This window comes from Helicobacter pylori, from assembly GCF_003638305.1.
GTDB lineage: Bacteria > Campylobacterota > Campylobacteria > Campylobacterales > Helicobacteraceae > Helicobacter > Helicobacter pylori_DJ.
On sequence record NZ_MVYP01000012.1, the window covers coordinates 16224 to 38487 of the forward strand.

At 39.2% G+C, this 22264-nt stretch carries 19 protein-coding genes and 2 pseudogenes; 1 reads left to right on the forward strand and 20 read right to left on the reverse strand.

Features of this window, described 5'->3' with window-relative positions; genetic code table 11:
- Positions 1–6: 6 nt before the first annotated feature.
- A complete protein-coding gene (locus EAL04_RS06090; RefSeq protein WP_120974003.1) occupies positions 7–663 on the forward strand; it encodes a CinA family protein in 657 nt (218 codons plus the stop codon).
- A 2-nt stretch (positions 664–665) separates the two neighbouring features.
- On the opposite strand, the gene EAL04_RS06095 is transcribed toward EAL04_RS06090, so the two are convergent.
- The 20 genes and pseudogenes from EAL04_RS06095 to glyS form a co-directional block, all read right to left on the reverse strand.
- Positions 666–1232: an FtsB/FtsL family cell division protein gene (locus EAL04_RS06095; RefSeq protein WP_120974005.1), complete on the reverse strand. Its 567-nt coding sequence runs from the start codon at positions 1230–1232 to the stop codon at positions 666–668.
- A gap of 64 nt (positions 1233–1296) precedes the next feature.
- The gene (gene rdxA / locus EAL04_RS06100) at positions 1297–1929 is read right to left on the reverse strand and encodes an oxygen-insensitive NAD(P)H-dependent oxidoreductase RdxA (protein WP_120974007.1); all 633 of its coding nucleotides are present in this window, start codon (positions 1927–1929) and stop codon (positions 1297–1299) included.
- Positions 1929–2780, reverse strand: a complete 852-nt coding sequence (gene lgt / locus EAL04_RS06105; RefSeq protein ID WP_120974009.1) for a prolipoprotein diacylglyceryl transferase — start codon at positions 2778–2780, stop codon at positions 1929–1931. Before lgt ends, rdxA begins: the two co-directional genes overlap by 1 nt.
- A gap of 9 nt (positions 2781–2789) precedes the next feature.
- Positions 2790–3518: an RluA family pseudouridine synthase gene (locus tag EAL04_RS06110; RefSeq protein ID WP_120974011.1), complete on the reverse strand. Its 729-nt coding sequence runs from the start codon at positions 3516–3518 to the stop codon at positions 2790–2792.
- 11 nt (positions 3519–3529) lie between these two features.
- Positions 3530–4711: a lipid IV(A) 3-deoxy-D-manno-octulosonic acid transferase gene (gene waaA, locus EAL04_RS06115; protein ID WP_120974013.1), complete on the reverse strand. Its 1182-nt coding sequence runs from the start codon at positions 4709–4711 to the stop codon at positions 3530–3532.
- Positions 4712–5476, reverse strand: coding sequence for a zinc ribbon domain-containing protein (locus EAL04_RS06120; protein WP_120974015.1), 765 nt, complete (start codon positions 5474–5476; stop codon positions 4712–4714).
- A 9-nt stretch (positions 5477–5485) separates the two neighbouring features.
- Entirely contained in the window at positions 5486–6217 is a 732-nt protein-coding gene (locus tag EAL04_RS06125; RefSeq protein ID WP_120974017.1) for a GTP cyclohydrolase I, read from the reverse strand.
- 1 nt (position 6218) lies between these two features.
- Positions 6219–7115 carry a glycine--tRNA ligase subunit alpha gene (glyQ, locus tag EAL04_RS06130; protein ID WP_120974019.1) on the reverse strand — a complete coding sequence of 299 codons (897 nt, stop codon included), beginning with the start codon at positions 7113–7115 and terminating at the stop codon, positions 6219–6221.
- Between the two features lie 13 nt (positions 7116–7128).
- Entirely contained in the window at positions 7129–8067 is a 939-nt protein-coding gene (locus tag EAL04_RS06135) for an NAD(P)H-dependent glycerol-3-phosphate dehydrogenase (RefSeq protein WP_120974022.1), read from the reverse strand.
- Between the two features lie 29 nt (positions 8068–8096).
- On the reverse strand, positions 8097–8258 hold the full coding sequence (locus EAL04_RS07940) for a hypothetical protein (RefSeq protein WP_162982509.1): 162 nt from the start codon (positions 8256–8258) through the stop codon (positions 8097–8099).
- Positions 8206–9813 (reverse strand): annotated as a pseudogene (locus EAL04_RS06140) (dynamin family protein). Before EAL04_RS06140 ends, EAL04_RS07940 begins: the two are co-directional and overlap by 53 nt.
- Positions 9810–12147 (reverse strand): annotated as a pseudogene (locus EAL04_RS06145) (dynamin family protein). The pseudogenes EAL04_RS06140 and EAL04_RS06145 overlap by 4 nt, the downstream one beginning before the upstream one ends.
- A gap of 2 nt (positions 12148–12149) precedes the next feature.
- Positions 12150–13673, reverse strand: coding sequence for a dynamin-like GTPase family protein (locus EAL04_RS06150; RefSeq protein ID WP_240454717.1), 1524 nt, complete (start codon positions 13671–13673; stop codon positions 12150–12152).
- A 6-nt stretch (positions 13674–13679) separates the two neighbouring features.
- A complete protein-coding gene (locus EAL04_RS08205; protein WP_276205522.1) occupies positions 13680–13802 on the reverse strand; it encodes a hypothetical protein in 123 nt (40 codons plus the stop codon).
- Between the two features lie 254 nt (positions 13803–14056).
- Positions 14057–14344: a virulence factor gene (locus EAL04_RS06155; RefSeq protein WP_120847825.1), complete on the reverse strand. Its 288-nt coding sequence runs from the start codon at positions 14342–14344 to the stop codon at positions 14057–14059.
- A 69-nt stretch (positions 14345–14413) separates the two neighbouring features.
- The gene (locus tag EAL04_RS06160) at positions 14414–14695 is read right to left on the reverse strand and encodes a DUF3240 family protein (RefSeq protein WP_000880326.1); all 282 of its coding nucleotides are present in this window, start codon (positions 14693–14695) and stop codon (positions 14414–14416) included.
- Positions 14696–14710: 15 nt separating this feature from the next.
- Positions 14711–17770, reverse strand: a complete 3060-nt coding sequence (locus EAL04_RS06165) for an efflux RND transporter permease subunit (protein WP_162982512.1) — start codon at positions 17768–17770, stop codon at positions 14711–14713.
- A complete protein-coding gene (locus EAL04_RS06170; protein WP_162982514.1) occupies positions 17770–18819 on the reverse strand; it encodes an efflux RND transporter periplasmic adaptor subunit in 1050 nt (349 codons plus the stop codon). Before EAL04_RS06170 ends, EAL04_RS06165 begins: the two co-directional genes overlap by 1 nt.
- A 20-nt stretch (positions 18820–18839) precedes the next feature.
- The gene (locus tag EAL04_RS06175) at positions 18840–20141 is read right to left on the reverse strand and encodes a TolC family protein (RefSeq protein ID WP_162982513.1); all 1302 of its coding nucleotides are present in this window, start codon (positions 20139–20141) and stop codon (positions 18840–18842) included.
- Positions 20131–22236 (reverse strand): glycine--tRNA ligase subunit beta, encoded by a 2106-nt coding sequence (gene glyS, locus EAL04_RS06180; protein WP_120974030.1) that lies wholly within the window; start codon positions 22234–22236, stop codon positions 20131–20133. The genes EAL04_RS06175 and glyS overlap by 11 nt, the downstream gene beginning before the upstream one ends.
- Between the last annotated feature and the right edge of the window lie 28 nt (positions 22237–22264).

Below are 22264 nucleotides of genomic sequence, written 5' to 3' on the forward strand. Positions count from 1 at the left end.
TTAAAGATGAAATTTAAATTTTTGAATATGGATAATGAGAGCGGTTTTATTTTGATTGAAAAAGAATTGAAACGATTGAAAATCACCGCTCAAGTCAAAGAAGATGGCATTGAATTAAAAGGCGAAAACACAGAACAAGTGAGAATTTATCTTCAAACGCTTTTTAACTCTAATATCGTGGAATTAGACGATAACAAAAAAAGCGCAAATGCTGTGATAGAGCGCTTGAAATCTTTAGGTTTAAAAATGGCGGTGGCTGAAAGCTGCTCTGGAGGGTTATTATCGCATGCATTCACTTCCATTAGCGGGGCTTCAGCGGTTTTTATGGGGGGTGTTGTGTGTTATAGTGAAGAGGTTAAGCGCGACTTATTGAAAGTCAATGCCACGACTTTAAAAGTCTTTGGGGTTTATAGCGAAGAATGCGTGAAAGAAATGCTATTAGGCGTGTTTTTAAATTTTAAAGTGGATTTAGCGCTAGCGATTAGCGGGGTGGCTGGCCCTAATGGGGGGAGTAAGGCTAATCCTGTAGGCACGATTTATATTGGTGCACAAAGATTAGGATCTCAAGCCTTCATTGATCGCTGTTTTTTTAAAGGAGACAGAGAGAGTATTCAAAATAAAAGCGTAGAGCATGCCCTAAACATGCTCGCTAGAATGCTATAAAACTACCTTAACGCACAAACGCTACCAAATTCTTTTCGAGCGACCTTAGCGATGTAAGCGATTTCGTTATCGTTAAGGTTTTCAACGCTCGCTTTTAAATACCTTTTGATTTGCTCAATCTGGCAACCCACTAGCTTGATTTTCACCACAGCCACCTCCGATTTTAAATTCGTATAGGTGTAGGCTACCTGGATCTTAGTCGCTAGGTAATTATAGATAGCGTAGCTGATATTCGTAGCCGTTTGCTCAGACTCATGGAATTGCTCCATGAAGCGTTTTTTATACTTCAACATGATTTCATGAAAAACCACGATCAGGCTCAATTTAGCGTTTAAAGTCGCTTGCTCAATCCCTAAATATTTGTTATTAACAGGGATATACGCCACGCCCATTTCTTCGTAGGGGACTTTAGGGTCTTCAAAAACCCAAGCAGGAGCATCAGATAGCTCTGATTTCATGCCCTTTAAATCAGAGACTAAAATCCCATCATCTCTTAAAAGACTCTTAGCGCTTAATGAAACGCTTGAAAACACCCCTAAAAGAGCGATTAAAACCATTCTTTTAAACAAAATACCACTCCTTAAACTTTAATTTAGGTTTGATTATAGTTAAAAAGTTTTTGATTTCGTTTAATCACAACCAAGTAATTGCATCAACTTTTGATTTTCTTGATTTTTGGCTCGCTTCCGCCACTCTCTTACCCAAAGCGATCAAGCATGCGATTTTAGGCTTATTGATACGCTCTTCTAAAACTTCGCCCACTTTCAAAGGATCAAAGCCTCCAATAATGCAACTATCCAATCCCATTAAGCTCACGCCCATGCAAATTTGCCCCACAGCGATATAGCATTGCTCTAAAATATAGCTTTCTAATTTTTGCATGCTGTGGTTGAATCTCACGCCAAGCATTTGAGTAAAAGACGGAATCACTCTGACTTTATAAGACTCCGGATAGAGGTTTTGCATGTAATGGCCAGTGGGTAACAACTCGCTAGGTTTTAAAGAGCATACCACCATTAACGCTGAAGCGCTTTTAATCATCTCTTCATTAAAATAGCTGTGCGCTGCAATTTGTTTTTTTAAATCCTTATTGGTAACCATCACAAAATGCCATGGTTGCGTGTTGTAAGAGCTTGGCGATAGTCTAGCGATTTCAGCGATTTCTTCTAATTCTGTGCTAGAAAACTCATAATGGCTGTCAAACATCTTGCAAGAATGGCGCTCATTCAATAATTGTCTTCTTTTTTCTTGATCCAAAAATTTCATTATTCTTCCTTTATTTTTTTAGAATTTTTCGTAGCATACAATAAAATCCCTAACGAAACAATTACCATAAACACGCTTAAAATCTGCCCCATGCTCAAATTCAAAAAATAAACCCCCAATTGGCTGTCTGGCTCCCTGTAAAATTCCGCAATAAAGCGCATCAAGGAATACCCCAAACCATAAACCACGATGAGCAGCCCATGCGTTTTGGTGTGTTTTTTAGCCCACATTACCATTAAAAACACGACAACCCCCTCTAAAAACGCTTCAATCAATTGACTGGGATAACGCAACTCGTTATCCACCATAATGCCTATGATTTGCCCTAAATGGCTGTCTTTGGGGACAACCCTCCCAAAAAGCTCCTGGTTTAAAAAATTCCCAATCCTCCCAAAAACATACCCTAAAGGCAGGCTGATCGCAATCAAATCCAAATAAATCAAAAGCTTTTTCAAATCCTTACGGCTATAAAGATACGAAGCGATCAAAAACCCCACTAACCCCCCATGATAGCTCATCCCACGAATGCCTATAAAATTCCCATGGCTATCAAAAGGGTTAAAGATTTGCCAAAAATGCGTCAAATAATAGCCAGAATTAGGCTCATAAATAAGAATGTATCCTATCCTTGCCCCTAGCACAATGCCAAGCTCCGCCCATAAAAAATAGCTCTCAAATTCTTTCCTTTCAATGGGGAATCGCTTGGGGTCTTTTTGGATCATTCTTAACGCCATATAAAATGCGATAACAATCGCGCACGCATACGCCAAACCATACCAATGCACTTCAATGCTGCCAAGACTAAAAGCGATAGGGTTAAATTGATCATAAATCGTATTCCAAGCGTTCATAATCAATCCTTAAATTTCAAATTCTTTAGGGGGGATCGCTTCAAATTCATACCCTAGTAGCGCGATTTTATGCGCATGGAGCATCAAGCGTTTGGCGGAGTGTTGGCTATCGCCATAGATTGTATCGCCTATAATGGGGTGGTTGATGTGCTTTAAATGGACTCTGATCTGGTGGGTTCTTCCGGTTTTAATTCCCACTTTTAAAAGGGTTTTTTTGTTGATGATTTTTAAGGGCGTGATGATCGTAACCGCTTCTTGCCCTTTTTTAGAGATTTTGCTAAACGCTTTAGTGGTTTTAATCGTAAGAATGGGGGCGTTGATTTCTCGCTCTTCTTCTACAATCCCTTGAACGATCGCTAAATATTCCTTTTTAACCGCCCTGTCTTTAAAAGCCTTTTTAGCTTTCAAGTGGAATTCTGAATTTTCTTTCACCAATAAAATCACCCCGCTTGTTTCTCTATCCAAGCGGTGCAACAAAACCCAACCTTTGAAAAAAGAGACTAAATCATAGCTCTCTATAAAGGGGGGTTTAAAAAGGGCTAGAATGTTTTCATCTTCAAAAATCACGCTGGGTTTTTCAATTTTTTGGACGCTAAAGCGCGTGTTTTGGGGCAATTCCTTTCTGGCGATGCTCAATTTCTTCCCCCCTATACTCACTAACCCCAAATCGATCAAAGCTTTGGCTTTTTTATGCGAAATGTTTTCTTGAACGCTCAATAATTTGTAAGCTTTTTCCATGTTTATCCTTTTTAATGTTTAATGAAGGCGAGCAATTCGTTTAAATCATGCCCATTTTCCAAAAAACGCGCCACGCCTAAATTTTTGTAATCTAAAAGAGCGTCTAACAGATCCTCTTTTGGAACGATTTTATAAGGCTTGACTAGTTCAAACAACGCTACTTGGTTGAAAAGATGCTCCCCTGTGATTAGGCGTGCATTAAAAAACGCCGGCTCTAAAGGGTTATGCCCCCCCATTTTGACAAACGAACCCCCTAAAATGACAATGTCTGCGATCGCATAGAAGTTATTCAATTCCCCCAAGCTATCCACTAACAAAATATCGCATTCCACAAAACCCTTTGAAGAAAAACACTCCCAACTAAAAGGCGTCGTTTTTAAAGCATCTTGCAATAAATTTTGCACGCTTTTAAAACGCTCGGGGTGGCGCGGCACGACAATCAGTCTTGCATTTTTAAAAGTCTTTTTGAACTCCAAAAACGCTTTTAACCCTAATTCCTCCTCGCCCTCATGCGTGCTGGCTAAAACAATGTTTAAAGCGCTTGGGTTTTTAGGGTAAAACGAAGTGATCACAGGCTTTGAAAAACGCTTGATATTCAAAAAATCCACCACTTTTTTTGCCCCTAGATTCAACAAGCGCTTTTGATCGTCCTTGCTTTGCGCTAAAATCAAATCAATGCGTTTGAATAAAAGCGCATAAAAGAAAGAAAAACGCTGGTACTTGGGGTAAGAACGAACGCTGATGCGAGCGTTAATGAGCATGGTTTTTGCCCCTAATTTTTGAGCCGTATCAAACACATTAAACCACAATTCCGCTTCTGTAACCACCAAAGTTTTTAAGCGTTTTAAGTTTTTTTTCCATGCGAATAATAAAGTTTCAAAAGGCAGGTAACGCACTTCTATATGTTGAGAATGCTGATAAGTTTGAGCGGCTAATTCAAAGCCGGTATTAGTGGTAACGCTGATTAAAATCGGCTCTTTTAAAGCTTGAATGATCGGCTCTAAGGATTTGACCTCCCCATAAGAGCATGCATGAAACCAAAAAATCGGCTCGCTTTTTAAAAGATTGTCTTTGAGAAAAAAACGAGCCTTTAAAGAATGGCGGTATTTTTCCTTAAAACTCCAAAAAAAGATGAAAGGCACACCAAAAAGATGCCCCAAAGTTAACAATAAAAGGTAGAAAAACTTAAACAATCAAACGGATTCTTGGCTTTCTTCTTGGCTTTCTTTTGGAGGTTGAGCGTTACTTTCATACGCGCCCTCAGCGTATAAAATACGCCCGCAATACGGGCAAGTGATCATATCCCCACTCGTTAGCACTTCAGTATAAATCTTATCGTTCAACCGAATAAAACAACCCCCACAAGCCTGTTTTTTGATCGTTACAATGCTCGTGTTTTTCGCCCATCTTCTGATCCTTTCATAAAAGCTATAGATTTTAGGCTCGGTTTTTTCCACGAGATCTTCTTTCTTTTTAAAGATGATTTGTTGGGTTTCTTTGATGTTTTTGACTTCGTTTTCCACTAAATTTTCCAATTCTAGCGCTAATTTTTCAAGCTCTAGCATTTCTTTTTTCAAATCCTCTTGTTTTTCGCTTTTGCGCTTGATTTCATTTTGCAGGTTTTCAATTTCTCTGTTGGCTTGGTTGGATCGCTCTTTAGCAATATCTTCTTCAATGTTTAAAGAGCGCAATTCCCTTTCGGATTTGATCTCGCTCATTTTCTTTTGAATGCTAGCGATTTTAGCGTTCGTGTCTTGTAAGGTTTGCTCGTTTTTAGAAACCTGTAATTTTAGGGCTAATTTTTCTTCTTCTAAATTCAAAATCGCTTTATTTTTAGCTTCTTTATCATTCAAGGCCTTATCCAAGTCTTTCCGTTTTTCTCTGATCAACGGCTCTAAGGAGTCAATTTCTTTATCCAAATGCGAAATTTCAATCAATTGTTTGAGATGGGTGTTCATCGCTTTCCTTTAAATGATTTGCAAGGGGTTTTTAAAATTTTCTATTGTAACCAAATAATTGAAAGAATGCAAAATTTCAGCCACAATCAGCGCAAAACCCCTTTCGCTATAATAATGCGTGGCGTCAATCAAGCTTATCCCTAAAGATTGAGCGATCATGGCGTCATGGTATTTCACATCGCCTGTAACTAAACAGCTTTGCGCTTTTAAAGAAGAAAACATGGACGCTCCCGATCCGCACACAAACGCTAAATCTTTAATCATTGGAGAACTTTTAACGCATGCTAATTGTCCCACCCCCAAAGACGATTTGATTTTTTCTAACAGCGCATCAAATTCTATATTAGCGTTTTCTTTCACTAACATAAGGCCTTTTTCTATCAAGCCATCAAACCCTAAAAGCGCACTAGCGAAATGCTTGTTTAAATGCGTTTTGTCAAAATTCGTGTGCATGCTGATGACTGAAATGTTTTTTTGGATTAAGATTTTTAAAATATTCCCCGGATAAGCCTCATCATTAAGCGTTTTTAAGGGCTTGAAAATTAAAGGGTGGTGCGTGATGATTAGGGCGTTTTGTGGGGCGTTTAGAGCGATTTGAAGCGTGATTTCTAAGCATGCGATAATCTCGCTAAACTCGCTATTTCCACTCCCCACATTCAACCCGCTATTATCCCACAATTCTTGAAGTTCAAAAGGCGAAAGGCGGTTCAAAACTCCCAACACTTCCTTGACTAACGCCATTTTAAGCCTTTATTAGAGCGTTTTTTAGGCGCTCTTCTCTTTCTTCTTCTTGCTCTTTATAAAGAAGCGCGCACCCTTTGGCTAAATCCCTGATTTGTAAAATATAATTTTGCCTTTCAGCCACCGAAATCGCCTTTCTAGCGTCTAAAATATTGAAAAAATGCGAGCATAGCATCACCAAATCATAAGCCGGCAGCGGGAGCTTATTTTCCAAGCAATGCAAGGCTTCGGCTTGAGCGTTTTTAAACATTTCTAATAGCCTTTCCACGCTCGCTATTTCAAAATGATACTTGCTGAATTCGTATTCGCTCTCCAAATGCACTTGTGCGTAACGCACGCTGTCATGATTGTTTTTAGCCCATTCAATCTCTAGGATATTTTCCACTTTTTGGACATACATCGCTAATCTTTCTAAGCCGTAAGTGATTTCCACAGGGATAGGGTTACAAGCAATGCCCCCCACTTGCTGGAAATAAGTGAATTGCGTAACCTCCATGCCATCAAGCCACACTTCCCAGCCAAGCCCCCATGCCCCTAAAGTCGGACTCTCCCAATTGTCTTCTACAAATCGTATATCATGCTCATTAAGGTTTATCCCTAACACTTCCAAGCTTTTTAAATACATTTCTTGGATATTAGAAGGGCTTGGCTTGATGACTACTTGGAATTGGTAATAACTCCCCAAGCGGTTAGGGTTTTCCCCATAGCGCCCATCAGTGGGCCTTCTAGAGGGCGCGACATACGCCACATTCCACGGCTTTTTATCCAAACTCCTTAAAAGCGTTGCCGGATGGAATGTCCCGGCTCCTGCAGGAATATCATAAGGCTGGATCACCAAACAGCCTTGATCTTTCCAATACTCTTGTAATTTTAATAATAAACTTGAAAAATCTTGCATGCTCTCTTTCCTTTTAAGCGCGTCTGATCAAATCGTTCATGCTCTCTAGCACACTCTTACCCCTTAAAAGCAAGGCTAGTTCGCTCGCAATGGGCGTATAAATGCCGTATTTTCTAGCGATTTCCACAATGGCGTTGGTCGTTTTCACCCCCTCAGCCACTTCGCCCAATTCTTCTAAAACCACCTCTAAAGGCTTGTTTTGGGCTAGCCCCAAGCCCACACGATAATTCCTGGATAAAATAGAATTAGCGGTTAAAAACAAATCCCCAGCCCCAGAAAGCCCTAAAAAAGTCTCTGTCTTGCCCCCAAAGAACGCCCCAAAGCGTTGCATTTCCACTAAACCACGAGATAATAAACTCGCTTTAGCGCTATTGCCTAATTTCAAGCCATCACAAACCCCCCCCGCAATGGCTATCACGTTTTTATACGCTCCGGCGATTTCACCCCCTATGATGTCTTGTTGGGCGTAGGCTCTGATAAAAGAGGGGGTTTTATTGGCAAATTCTAGCGCTAAAGCCTGATTATTGGAATGAATGACGAGCGCGCAAGGCAGGCCCTGAATGATTTCAGCCGCAAAACTCGGCCCCGCTAAAAAACACAAAGAATTAGGATCGATAAAATCCTTTGCGATCTCGCTCACAAATGCCTTATTTAACACCTCTATCCCTTTAGAAGCGATTAAAACCTTAGCGTTTTTGGGTAAAGAAGCGTTTTGGAACCATTCCCTTAGATGCTGCACGCTAATAGCGATGACATAAAGCGTTGCTTTTAAGCCTCTTTGTAAATCCACTTGCTCTATGGGGGCAGAACCTTTAGAAATCAAGGCGTCATTGAGCTTTTTTAACGGCTCGTTTAGATCGCGCCTTGAAATGATTTTTACTTCATTCTTTTCTCCAAAAGCAAAGGCTAAAGCCCTCCCCCACGCCCCGCCACCAAATACTGCAATTTCCATTAAATTCCTAATCTCATTGATTATAAAACTCACCATTTTACAATAATAAGTTTAAAATAGCCCTTACAATCAAAACGCTGTCTTTGATTAAAAATAGGGTAGTAAAAATCAGAAATCTCTTTCACGCTCCGATCCAAATCACCGCTGTTTTGATCGCCTCCACTCCCGCAAATTATTTTGAAGTCTCTCATCGTTTAAGCACTCTTGATAAATTTTCTCATTTGTTTCTTTAAACTCCCTAAGCGTTTGTAAATTTTCTAAAGAGTAGTGCAGTTGGAGTAACTCATTGCATTTATCTAAATCATCTCTAATTTCTTGGATCTATTCTTCACTCAATTCAAGCCAATCCAAGTAAAACAAATTGAGATCCCTAAAATACAGCGCCATTTTTTTGATTTCTTCAAACTCTCTGTAGTTTTCTTCGTCGTCCTCTTCATCGTCGTTTTGTTCTTTGTATTTTTCCCAAGTGAAAGCGCTCACACGATCAAAAACCTTATCAATGCTTCCTTTAAACAAGCCAATCACTTCATTCAATCGCGCTAAACTCTCTCTTTTGGATTCTTCTTGCTCGGAAAATTCTTTTTTGAGCGAATGAATTTTATTAAAGGTAGCATCATTGAAATCATCAAAGCCTTTTTGCATCAAATCCAATCCAACAGAACGCAATTCTCTTTGGTAGCGTTTGAATCGGTTAGCGTCTTGTTTAATAGCCTTTTCATACATCCGATGCACCTCGTATAAAGATTCTAAAATTTCGTTTTGTTTCTCGCTCCTTTGATTTAACTTTTTTAGAAATTTTTCAAGCGAGTTAAAAACTTTGCTTTTTTCGCTGAACTCTTTATATTCTTGATACCTTGTAGCGCTGTAAGCGCAAATCCCCAAAAACTCAATGCCATTATCTTTTAAAGTCTCTCTAATTTGTTTAGCGACTTCTTCTAATTGGCTTTTGGTGCGCCTATCAGCCCTACTCAATACGATAAAAACCTGCTTGCCCTCTTCTTCGTATAATTCTTGCAAAAACTCTAAATCATCGCTTTCAATACCCCCACGCTCACAACTAATAAGCCATAAAATGTGTTTAGCGTGTTTTAGGGATTCTTTAGAGGCTTCTTTGTCCCCACCCGTATAGCCTTGATTGGCAGGGTTATAGCCAGGCGTGTCTATGAAGCATAAAAATTCAAAAGGCACGCTAGGAGCGCTCAAAAGCATGGAAGGCATGATTTCTTTTAAATTAAAGCCAAGGGATTCTAAAAACTGATGATCAAAAGCGAGATTAGGTAATTCCACCATGCCCCCATTTTGAGAAAACCCCATTAAAACTTCTCTTTGACCCTTTAAGCAATAAGTGGGGATAGCTGTGGTGGGATCTATGTGTTCAGGGAGTTTTAATTTCAAGCCCAACAAGTTGTTTAAAAAAGTGGATTTGCCCGCGCTAAACCCTCCCACCACCGCAACGATGGTTTTTTGGAACAAACTAGGGTAGCTCGCTACCAATTGCAATTCTTTTTGGATTTCTTGGAGCATCAGTAACGCTATTTCCTTTTCTTTGAGCGAATCCACGCCGCTAGCGAAGTCTAAAAACTCGTTATTTAAGACGCTCTGGTATTTTTTTAGCCCCTCATTTTCCATTTTGGCGTTTAAAATACGAGCGATTAGATCGTAGCGTTCTTTTAAACCCTCTGTATTGTGGTGGTTTTCAGCCTTGCTATTGTTATTAAAAATACCATTAAAAAAATTAACGCTCATTGGATCTCTTTTAAAGCTTGGATTTTTGCGTCTAATTGAGCGATGGATTGTTCTTTATTTTGCACTTGATTTTGCAAGTTTTGCATGTTTTCTTGAAGTTTTTGAAGCGTATCGTTGGCGAAATTTTGCTTTTCTAAATTCTCTCTTAAACCTCCGATATAGCCTTTCATATCTTCTCTAGTCTCAGCTTTAAAATTCCTCACATGCATTTCCACGCTTTGTATGAAAGCATCGGCTTCATCGCCTTTTAAAAAGCCCGTTTTCCCCCTTATCTCGCTAGGAAGCTTATCGGCATAATCAAACTCTTTAAATTCAATGCAATCCAAGACAGCCATCACGCTTTCTTTGAAAGCCACCCCATCAATCAAATCATCAGAGATGATTTGGCGCAATTGAGAAAAAACTTTAGCGTAGAGTTCTTTTCTAAAAACGACTTTAAAAGAATCAGCGCTGTCATTCAAAGCGCTTTCGCAGCGTTCATGCATCTCTGTTAAATAATCAAGCACCGCTCCGGCTTTAATCATTGCTCTTGTGCGTTCTACTTCATTATAGCCCGCATCATCATCAAAGAACCACAAAAAATTCCTTTTAAAGCTTCCTCCCAAACCGCCTTGCTTCACTCTTTCAATATAATGCTCTTCTTCCTCTTCTTCTCTAGAGCGCGTTTTAGCCGTTTGGATAGCTTTCTTCAATGCTTCTTCCAATCCAACTCTGATATTGTTGATGAAATGCAAGATAAATTCTTCATACGCTTCCCTAAACTTCATTTCAATGTTACCAGAAAGGTTTTGATAAGCCTTTATCTGCTCTTTGATAGCGCTAATATCAGCGTTTTTAACCCTCTTTTTTTCTTCTTCCAAATCTTGCAACAGCTGCGCTATTAATGAATGGAGGTTGTTTGCTTGACTCTCTGCATAATTTTGCCATTTTTGAGACTTGATTTTTTCTTTCTCTTGGGCGGCTTTTTTTAAACGCTCTTCAATCGCGCTCATATTGCTTAAAAACAATAAGCTTTCTTTAGACTTATCATCGCTATTAAAAGCGTCAGGGTAAGAATCTTTTAAATTCCGTAAGGCATTGTGATACTCTTCTGTTTTTTGGTTTCTTTCCCAAGAAGCTTGGTTGTTAAAGTCTTTATGCATGCTAAAGCAATTCCCTGAAGTCAAAATGACGCCATTTTTGATTGCTTTTTCAAAAATCTCTCGTTGGTTAGGGTAGTTTTCAATCAACTTTCCCATGATATTATTTAATTGAGATGAAAGGGCTTTTTGCGCGTTTTCAAAGGCTGTAGGGAGATGTTGGTTGGATTTTTCCACTTCACTCATAGAAAGAACGGCACTGTCGGCTTGGCTTGCCACGAAATAAATTTCTTGAAGACCTTCTTTATGAGAAACCCTATCAAACAAATCCATATCGCTATTTGTTAAAAACTGATTAGAAGGGCTTACAATAAACACCACATCGCAATCTTTCAATAAGGCTTTGGTGCGCTCTTCTCTGGAAGCGATGGGATCATTCACGCCCGGGGTGTCAATCACTTCCAAATCCTTAAGGTTGGGGTTATTCAAAGAAATTCGCACCGCTTTAGTGTAGGGCATATACTTCCCATCCGCGCCCACGAATTGGAGCAATTTTTGATTCAGCTCTTGTAAGCTGTTGGCTTGAATGCGCGGATCTAATTTTTCCGTGTTGAGCGATCCGCTTTTTTTCATTTTTTCGCATTGATCGTGTGATGAAACGAGTTTTTCGTCCCCTTTTTAATTTATCTTTAGCGATCCTTTCAGCCCTTTTTACTATTTCTCCATCGCTTAAAATATTCTCTTTGGGCGCTGCTTCAGTACTTTTGTTTCTGTTAAGCATGTTGCCAAAACTCTTAAATCCCTCTTTAGCTCTGTTTGACAAACTCTGTTTTTCTTTTTGCTTTTTGACTTCTTCCTCAACAATCCTGTTAAACTCCCTTACATACCTTTCATGTTCGTTTTCAAGCTCTGCAATATCCTTTGGGCTATAAAACTCCACTTCAGCGCTCAGGGTATTGGCGTATTTTAAAATGGTAAGGCTAGCCGTCATGGGCGTTGCCGCTTTAGGTAAAACCTCTACACCCTCAAAAATCAAAGCGTTTAGAAGCGAGCTTTTACCCGCTTTCACGCGCCCGATGATACCGACTTTAAGATCCCTACCTTCAGCCTGCATTTCTTTTAGCGTTTTCTCTAACTCTTCGGTTGTAATCACAGCGTTTTCGCTCATAAAAGGCTTCGCTTTTTCTTGCAAGCCTTGTTCTTGTAGCACTTTTTCAATTAAAGCGCTTTTTTTAATGAGTTCTTGAGCGTTCATTTTTAATCCTTTAAATATTGTTGTTCTAGATCGCTTAAAGCGTTGATCTTGTTTTCTAAGATTTGTTTTTGATCTTCTAAATCGTTAAGGTGTTTTTCTTTTTCTGTTTGAGCGAGCGCGATTTCTTGTTTTTTATGCGTGATTTCTAGCTCGCACCGATCTCTTAAACCTTTTAGGGAATTTTCCAAGCATTCATTAAACAAGCCCGGTAAAACTTTTTTAAGCTTGTATTGAACCTCTGGTATCACTTTTGCTTCAATCAGATTTTCTAATTTCGCCCGCTCTTTTTCCTCATTTCTAAAGAATGAAGCGATGATATTAGGCAGCAAGATCAGTAATTCTTTTAAAAGAGGTTTTAACCCTTGCAAGATCAGCGCGAAGGGTCTTGTAACCGGGTTCTTGGCTAAAATCACGCTTAAGGCGTTGATCCCTAATTCAAGGCCATGCTCTAATTTTACAACAGACAAGGTGCTAGAAAGCTGCGTGTTGTTCAAGCTTGCAAATTCCGCACAAAAATCTTTTGAAAAAGAAAGGTTGATCTTTTCAATCTCTAATTTAGCGTTTTTGATCAAGCTTTGTTGCATGATGCTTTCTATTTCGCTATTGAACTCGTTAGGCTTGTTGATTAAAGAGGCTAAATAGGATTTTTGCTCCCTGACCTCTTCTATGACTTTTTTAACCACAGAATTTACAGCCACGCTAGAATATTCTTCTTCTAAATTAGCCCTTAATTTTTCATAGGTTTTTTCAATGTCTTTAACGCCCAAATCCAACGCTTGTATTTCTTCTAACGCCTTTTCTTTAGAGTAATCAAAGCTTTCAATCACGCTTTTTAAGCTGTTTTGTAACTGGGAATTTAAAAACTTCAATCGTTTCAAATACAAAGCGCTAAAAAGCTTTTCAGCGTCTATTTTATCCGCTACCTCTAAAAGAGCGTTATTGTCTTTATTAGAATAAATAAGATGCGTTGTCAAATCAAGGTGATCTTGGATTTGATCTTGAATGTAGCGAGAGATTTCTCCCACTTGCGAAGGCGTCCTTAAATTCGTTTTACTCAAAATAAAGCTAAGGCCTTTGTCAAACTCTAAAAGGTTTTTTAATTCCCTAACCATGCGTTTAGTGAGGTTGCCCTCTTCTACGCTTGTGAGGATGACAAAATGCACGCCCCTTTCTAAATATTCCAAAATGGCATGGGTGTGGCTTGAAATGGGGCTATCAAACCCGGGCATATCCACAAACACTAAAGGCGCGCTATCTTTTAGGGCTTCATTATTCAAATAAACCTTAAGGTAGGAATACTTCGTGGCATTGTCTTTAATCGCCTCAAAACTTTGCTCATTCAGTTCAAAACTCTCTGCTTTTTCATCATTGTTTGAAAAAGCCTCTATGCGTTCGTTAGCGCTATAGTGTAATTCAGTGGCTAAAGAAGTCTCTGGCGTGATACCGGTAGGCAAAACGCTGCTGCCTAAAAAGCGGTTTAATAGCGTGCTTTTGCCTGCGCTAAAATTCCCCACAACGGGTATCACAAGCTGTTATTTTTGAATGCTTGCTAAAAGAGTAGAGCATTCTGTTTTATCGATCTCCACTTCTTTTAAAACTTCTAAAACCTGTTCTAAAAACTCCACAAAATTTGTCTGTGAGCGTAAAATCATCATTAATCCTTTAAAATTAAAAATTAAAATCTAAATCAGACGCAAAAATCCCTAAAATATAGATAGGGTTTATATGGGTATGGGTTTATATAGGGGTGAAAAGATAAAACGGCTGACTAGAGAGAGAGAGAAAGCGGATTTTTAAGAATAATAGTCATTACAAACTCCTAGCACTATTTAATAGTGGGTATTATACTTGATTTTTACGGATACAGCGTGAGAATTCTCTTGTTTGTCAAAACTCGCAAGAGCTATGCTTATAAAACAATCTTGATAGCCGGCATTAAATCGTTGTTTTCTTCTATTTTTAACATTCTCACATCTTTAACACAAACCGCAAAACTTGGTATTTGCTTGGCTAAAATTTGCACCGTAGCGACACAAGTAACAGCATTGATGGTCTCATCGCCAAAATACACGCTACCTTGTTGCCATTTAAAGCCATGTTGTTCCATGAATTTACGAATATCCGAATAAACTTTTGACAGATTCATCCCGTTTTCATTCAAGCAATTGGTGTCAAGATCAAAAGTTACAGCATACATTTTAACTCCTTTATTGGTTTGTATTATAGCATGTTTTTACTTAGAATTTCGTTTGATAACCCATGCGTTTTACAACCCATGCGTTTGAGAATAAAACAATTTCATTTCTTTAGAAGCGAACTGGTTTTTTAACGCTTGGGCTAGAGGTAAAGCGACTTCCTCGCTTAAAAAAAGCTTGAATTTAGCGTAGTCTTTACGCCCGCTCACCTGCTCTTTTTGGCTTAAAAGCAGCGAAGAAGCGGCGTATTTATAGCATTCCACATAAAAAAAATCATCAAAGCCTTTTTCAAACAAATAATCTATTAAAGCGTCTTTCAAGCAAATATCAATATAAATTTCTAAAGCCAGCATGCGAAATCCCTTAACTCAAACGATTCTAATCTTTTTAGCGATGAGCATGAACATGGGCGGCAGTAAGAGTAAGGTTAGAGCGCTTGAGGTGACTAAGCCTCCAAGCACCACGATCGCTAAAGGCTTTTGGACTTCTGATCCCACGCTATGAGAAAATAATAAAGGTATCAAACCCAAACCGGCAATGCAAGCGGTCATTAAAACTGGCCTCAAACGCCTTTTAGCGCCCAACAAAACGCATTCTTCCACGCTTTTTCCTTGCAAAAGAAGCTCTTTAAAATAGCCTATCATCACCACGCCATTTAAAACCGCAATCCCAAAAAGAGCGATAAAGCCCACGCTCGCTGGCACTGAAATATACTCCCCTACCGCAAACAACGCAATAAGCCCTCCGGTAACCGCAAAAGGGATATTCAAAAGAATGAGCAAGGCTAAAGGAATGCTTTTAAAAGTGAAAAAGAGAATGAAAAAAATCGCTAAGATGCTTAAAGGGATAACAGTAGAAAGCCTTTTATTGGCCCGTTGCTGGTTTTCAAACTGCCCCCCATAAGTGATATAGTAGCTAGGAGGGAGCTTGATGTTTTGAGCGATCACTTTTTTAGCCTCTTCTACAAAAGAATTCAAATCGCGCCCCACCACATTACTGCGAACCACGCTCATGCGCATTGAATTTTCACGCACGATAGAAACAGGGCCATCCACTTCTTCAATTTTGGCGATAGAAGTGATAGGCACTAAAACGCCATATTTTGAAGTCAAGGCTAAACTTTTGATTTTAGTGATAGAGCTTGCAAAATCGCTCTCTTGGCGGATCATCACTGGCGTGCGTGAAATCCCTGTAGGGATCACATCCACGATCAAACCCTCTAAAGCGGATTTTAAAAACTTGGAAAATTCATCGCTACTAATCCCCACATCCGCCATCGATTCTTTATTAGGGGTTACATACAAATAATTCACGCCCTCATTGAGCGTGGTTAAAACTTCACTAGAGCCTTTAATCCCTTTTAAAGCTTGCGCGATTTGAAAGCTCAATTTATTCAATTCGCTAATATCATCTCCAAAAATCTTAACCGCTAAATCCCCCCTAACCCCTGTCAGCATTTCAGAAATCCTCATTTCAATGGGTTGGGTGAAAGAAAAGTTAATCCCCTTAAAGTCTTTTAAAGAATCCATGATTTTTTCTAACAATTCATCTTTATTTTTCACGCTCCATTCTTTTTTAGGGATGAAAGAAATAAAAGTATCGGTTTGATTCAACCCCCCCAAATCCAGCCCCAATTCATCGCTCCCCGTGCGCGCGACAATGCTTTTAACTTCCTTAACATGCTTTTTAATCGCACTTTCAATGTTTAACATGAGATCTTTAGATTGATCCAAGGAAATAGAGGGGGTGGTTTCCACGCTCAAAACCACATCGCCCTCATCTAAAGCGGGCATGAAATTCTTCCCCACAAAAGGGAATAAAGAAAGGCTCGCCACTAAAAAAACAAACGCTCCTAAAATCACTTTTTTAGGGTTGTGTACAAAAAATTCCAATAAAGGGGCGTAGATTCTGTTTAAGAATCTCGTTAAAAAGGTTTCGCTATGGGGTGTGGCTTTTAAAACAAGAGAGCTGACTACAGGAATGATCGTAATGGATAAAACTAAAGTGCCTAAAAGCGCATACACAATGCTTTGCGCTAAAGGCCTAAACATCTTACCCTCTAACCCCTGCAAGGTCAAAATCGGCACAAAAAACACAATAATGATCACCACCCCGCTCACCACTGAAACAGCGATTTCTTTACAAGAGCGATAGATCGCATGGAGTTTAGTGGTTTTAGTGTTAGCGCTCAATTTTTCAAAAGCGTTTTCCACCACCACCACGGCTGAGTCAATGAGCATGCCTATAGCGATAATCAACCCCCCTAAGCTCATCAAATTTAAAGTCAAATTATTGAGCTTGATAAAGATAAACGCCACGGACAAACTTAAGGGTAAAATCACCCCCACAGCCACGCTCGCCCTCAAATTCCCTAAAAATAAAAAAAGCGTGATGATGATCAAAACAATGGCTTCAATGAGGGTTTTAGAAACGGTGGCAATGGCTTTTTGCGTGAATTCTGAGCGATCGTAAAAAACATTAATGGACACGCCACTCGGTAAAAGGGGTTTTAATTCCTCCAATTTTTGATACACTTGAGTGATGATTTCTTTGGTGTTGGCTTCTTTTAAAGAAAGCACCAAGCCCTCTGTGGTCTCACCCACGCCATCTTTAGTGACAAAACCTAAGCGGGTGCGAGATTGGCTGATGACTTTCGCAAAATCCTTAATGTGCAAATGCCCTAAATTAGTGGAAACGGTGATTTTGCCAATGTCTTCTAAACTCAAAGAAGCGGTTTGGATTTTGACTAAAAAGGTCTCGCCATCTCTATCCACGCGCCCCGCTCCGCTGTTTCTTAAATTCACTCTTACGGCCGATTCTAGATCAGAAATACTCACCCCAAGCCTTGCCATGTCATTAAAATCCGGCACGATCACAAACGCCCTGCTAAAGCCTCCAATGGAATTGACATCCGCCACGCCGCTAATCATTCTTAATTGCGGGCGGATCACAAAGTCTAAAAGCTGTCGTTTTTCTATCTCGGTGATATTGCCATCAATGGTGAACATAAAAATGTCTGATAGCGGCGTAACAATGGGCGCCATGCCCCCCTCAACCCCCACGGGTAAATCTTTCATCACGCTGCTCAAGCGCTCATTGACAATATTCCTCGCTAAATAAATATCCACGCTGTCATCAAAATCTATCGTGATGTCTGAAATAGAATATTTTGAAACACTTCTTAAAGATTTTTGCCCTTTCAAGCCTAAAAGCTCCAATTCTAAAGGGCGCACGATGTTGTTTTCCATTTCTTCAGGGCTAGAGCCGGGGAGTTTTAAAATGATTTTGACTTGAGTGGGCGAAATATCCGGGAAAGCGTCCACTGGAGTGTTGATAAAACTATAAGTCCCAAAAAATAAAATAAGAATCGCGCCAACAATCACGATCACTCTTTGGCGTAAGGAAAATTCAATAATGGAAGCGAGCATTATTCTTCCCCTAAATTGTTGATCATGCCTTTTAACCCTATCAATGACCCCACTGCCACGCTGTCATTGGGGTATAAATTTTGAGCGTTCACGATAAAAATCTTGCTGCGCTCTTCTAAAACTTGAACCACTACAGGCTTAAAACCTTTAGGCGTTCTCACAAACACTAAGTAATCTTTCCCGTTTCTGATTAAAGCGTTTGAAGGGATTAAAACGGAGTCTTTGGGTTGAGAGCCTTGAATATACATTTCTACCATTTCCCCCACATGGTAATTGCCCTCATCTAATAAGGCGGTGGCTAAAATCGTGTTAGAGCCTTTGTCTAACACCACCGAAACGCTTTGGATTTTCCCGATTTTTTCCCCTTCTTCATTATAGACTGGCGAATCCCTTTTAATGGATTTAGAAACGCCTACAGGCAATTTGATTTGAGCGATCAAATCATCGCTTTTTGAAATACGCACATAACTAGTGAAAGCTAAAATCTTTTCGCCCACATTTTTAGGCGCTAACGCTAAAAGACCGCCATCTCTAGCCACAATCCTAAAACCATACTGCCCTTTAGGGTTTTTAGGATCCACGCCAAAGCTTTTAAAAGTGGATTCTAATTGATTGACTTTTAAGCCCATTTCTTCACTGGCTAGAAAGCTCGTTTGATATTCTCTTTTAGGAATGACACCGGCCCTATAAAGCTCTAAATCTTTTTTAGTAATATCTTTAGCGATTTTTAATTTATTTTGGTTGTTTTGCAATTCAAAATATAAATTGCTCAAATCAATAGAGCTCACTTCACAGATCGCATCTCCAGCCTTCACCTGCTCGCCCTCTCTTTTATAAACCGCAACCACAGACGCATCAAAACTCAAACTCTGCACCACAGAACTTTTACTATCAAAATCAATATAAGCGTTAAAAGGAAGCCCTTTACTAAAAATCTCTTTATCTAATTTAATCACCTTTAACCCCATGGGTTGCAAGTTTTTTTCTTCTAAAACAATTTCTGGATACTCTTTGGCTTCCAAAAAAACACCCAAAACGCCCATTAACATAAGCCACCATAACGCCCGCTTCAATGCAATTCTCCTAATCTGGTCAAGCTCTCCCCTAAAGTCTCTTCTAAAAGCGCGCTAATATCAATGTATTCAATCTTCGCTTCGGCCAGAGTGATGAGAGCGTCCATGTAAGAATTTTGATAAATCAAGTATTCAAAAAGCCCGATTTTTTGGGCTTCATAAGCGATGCGCCCCATTTCCATCAAACGCTTCTTATTGGCAATGGCTTCTTTTTGGGTTTCAATGTATGCTTCTTTGGTTTTGAGCTGGTTTAAGTAGGAGTTGGCGTTAATTCTAATGTTTCGTTTCATCACTTCATTTTGCGCGAGCGTCCCGCTTTGCAAATCCAAAAATTTACGCTTTTGATAGATATTTTTAGGCGTTACCGGTAAAGGGATACGCACTTCCACGGAAAGATTAGTTGAAGAGTTATAGCTTTCAGAGCCAATCCCAAATTCAAATGCATTAAACACGTCTCTATTAGCTAATTTCGCATTCACCTGATAATCTTTAGCCGTCAAATCCAAAATATCCACATACAACGAGCGATCCAATTTAAATTTTAAGGCTTCAGGCTCTAATCGCACGTATTCAAAATCCAAACCGATCACCTTGACGTCATGCAAATGGTCTAAATAAGTGTCAAAATGCGCCCCCTCTTTGACTGGCTCCACAATCGCTAGCATCGTGTCTAGCATTTTTTCTAAATCTATGAGTTTGGTTTCCACATTGGTTTTAGCGAGTTTGGATTCCAGATAAGAATTATTGAAGTTGATATAATCTTTTTCGCTCATGCTGCCGGCTTTAACCTTTTCTTTGGCGATTTTGAGCTGCGAATAAAAGTTCGCTTCCCGCTGCACATACACCTGATACTTTTCCTTAGTCATCACATAAGTCAAATAAAGGCGTTTAGCGCCAATAAAAGCGAGATTTTTATTTAATTGATAGCTTTTATCGTATTGAATGGTTTTGATAGAAAGGCTTTTGGATAAAAGCGAACTCACCCATGGGAGCTTGGGCCTTACTATTAAAAGGGTTCTGGGTTGCGCTTCTATGATGCCTTGGAAGTTTTTCACCATAGAAGTTTCATTATAAATATAGGGGAAATCCCAAGCGTTCACGGAGCGTTGCTCATTCAAACGGCTTTTAAAATCGGCTTTTTTGCCGATCAACTCCATTGAATTAATTTCTACTTCTTTAAAAAACTCCTGTAGGGTAAAGATTTTCGCGCTAAGCATGCCCGCACTCAACATGCTCATTAAAAAAGTTACCCCCAAATAAAAACGCTGGACTTTGCGTTTGATAGCATTAAATCGCAATTTCTTTAATATCCCCAATCTCTAAGAAACTTTGATACACGCCCCACAAGAAATTTTTACGATTTTTTTGGATTTCTATATCTTTATCCATGACTAGCACGCTTTTAAAATACTCTTCTAAAGGCGCATGCAAACCAAAATAAGCTTCTATTTTGCTATCCAAACTCTCAAAAACGCTCGTTTTGATCGTGTTGAACGCTTCAAAAAGGGCATGCTCTTTTGGCTCTTTAAAAAGATGGGTAGAAAACTCGCTTGATTCGTTGGGGTTTCTGTCTTTATTGATATTGGCTAGGCGTTTGAAAGCGCTAAAAAGCAACTCTTTTTTTTGAGCGTTTTTAGGATCGTCTAAAAAGCGTTTTAAGGCTTTGACTTTTTGAATGATTTTAACGATGTCTCGCTCGTTGGTGTTTAACACGCTCCTTATAATAGAAGGGTTACAATCTATTAAATTATTAAAGCGCTCCAGTAAAAACTTCTCTAAAATTTCTAAATCAAAGCGTTGATAAACGCCCACTTTTTCAAAGAGGTTTTTTAAATCCGCTTTCAAGTCAAATTCTAACCCATAATGCGCGATGATTTTCAATAGCCCAAAACTCAAACGCCTTAAAGCAAAAGGATCTTTAGATCCGCTAGGGATTTTACCCACGCTAAAAAGAGAAAACAAGCTGTCTAATTTCAAGCTCAAAGCCACGATTGCACTAAAAACGCTAGAGGGCAAGGGGGCGTTTTCGCTTGCGGGCAAATACTGCTCTTTCAAGCTCAAAGCGACTAACTCGTTTTCGTTTTGTTTTAAAGCGTAGTAATAGCCCATGATCCCTTGAAGCTCGCTAAATTCATACACCACTTCACTGAGTAAATCCGCTTTAGCGATTTGAACGGCTCTTTTAACCAACTCAAGGGCTTTTTCTAAAGGCATGTTTAAAGATGAAATATATTTTTGCGTCAAGTATTGGGCGATGGTTGATTCGCGCTCCATTTTATCTTTTAAAGTCCCTAAACCTTGCACAAAAACCACGCTCTCTAAAGGAGCGTTATCTAAAGGCTTTTTGAGATCGTTTTCATAAAAGAAAACCGCATCGCTCAAGCGGGCTTTTAAAACCTTTTGATTGCCTAAAATGATTTTTTGCTTGTCTTTATTGATAGCGTTACTCACCACAATAAAGCCGTTGTGTAATGTTGGGCTTTCTTCTTGACTTTTTTGACAAAAGGTTGCAAAATAGCGCTGGTTTTCTTTCATGGAAGTGGTGATGATTTCACTGGGTAATTTTAAAAACGCCTTGTCAAACTCCCCTAAAAGTGCGCTGGGGTATTCCGTGATCGCTACAACCTCATCTAATAAATCCCTATCAACCTCTACGATGATGTGATGCTTTGTTTCTAGCTCTTTGATTTCTTGTAAGATTTTCGCTTCGCGCTTTTTAGGGTCTAAAATGACATGGTTTTTTTCTAAAACTTCAAAATAGGCTTTAGGGCTATCCACTTCAATAAAATCAAAACCCTCTTGTCGGTGCGCTTTGGTGGCTTGCTTGGTTTTAAAACCATACCCTTTGACTTCAATATCGTTAAAATTTTCCCCATTAAACAACACGCAAATATTATGAATGGGCCTGATAAAGCTTTTTTCCACATTGCCCCAACGCATGGACTTCCCGAAATTCAAACCCTCTAAAAACTCTAACACAATGGGCATGATTAAATCTTTTGTAGGCTCTTTTTCATGGATTTTAGCGTGATAAAGCACCTCTTTATTGTTTTTAAACGCTGTTTGGAAATTTTGGTGATCCTTTAGTCCTAATTTTTGATAAAACCCTAAACCTAGAGCGTTCAAACCTTGCGTTTTATCTTGATTGTTGCATGCGATTTTAACGGGAGGCCCAAAAAATTCCTCTTTAGTTTCTTGGGTTAAAAGAGGAAAGTCTTTAATGAACAAACACAAGCGCCTAGGGGTGTAAAAAACCTCTATAGTTCCCACTTCTAAAGCGCGTTTTTGAAAAAGAGCGTGGAGTTTTTTAGGCATTTCTTTATATTCATTTAATAACGCTTGTGCGGGCAATTCTTCAACTAAAATCTCTACTAACAATTCATCTGAATGCAAAATCTCAATTCTCCCTAAAAAACAAAAT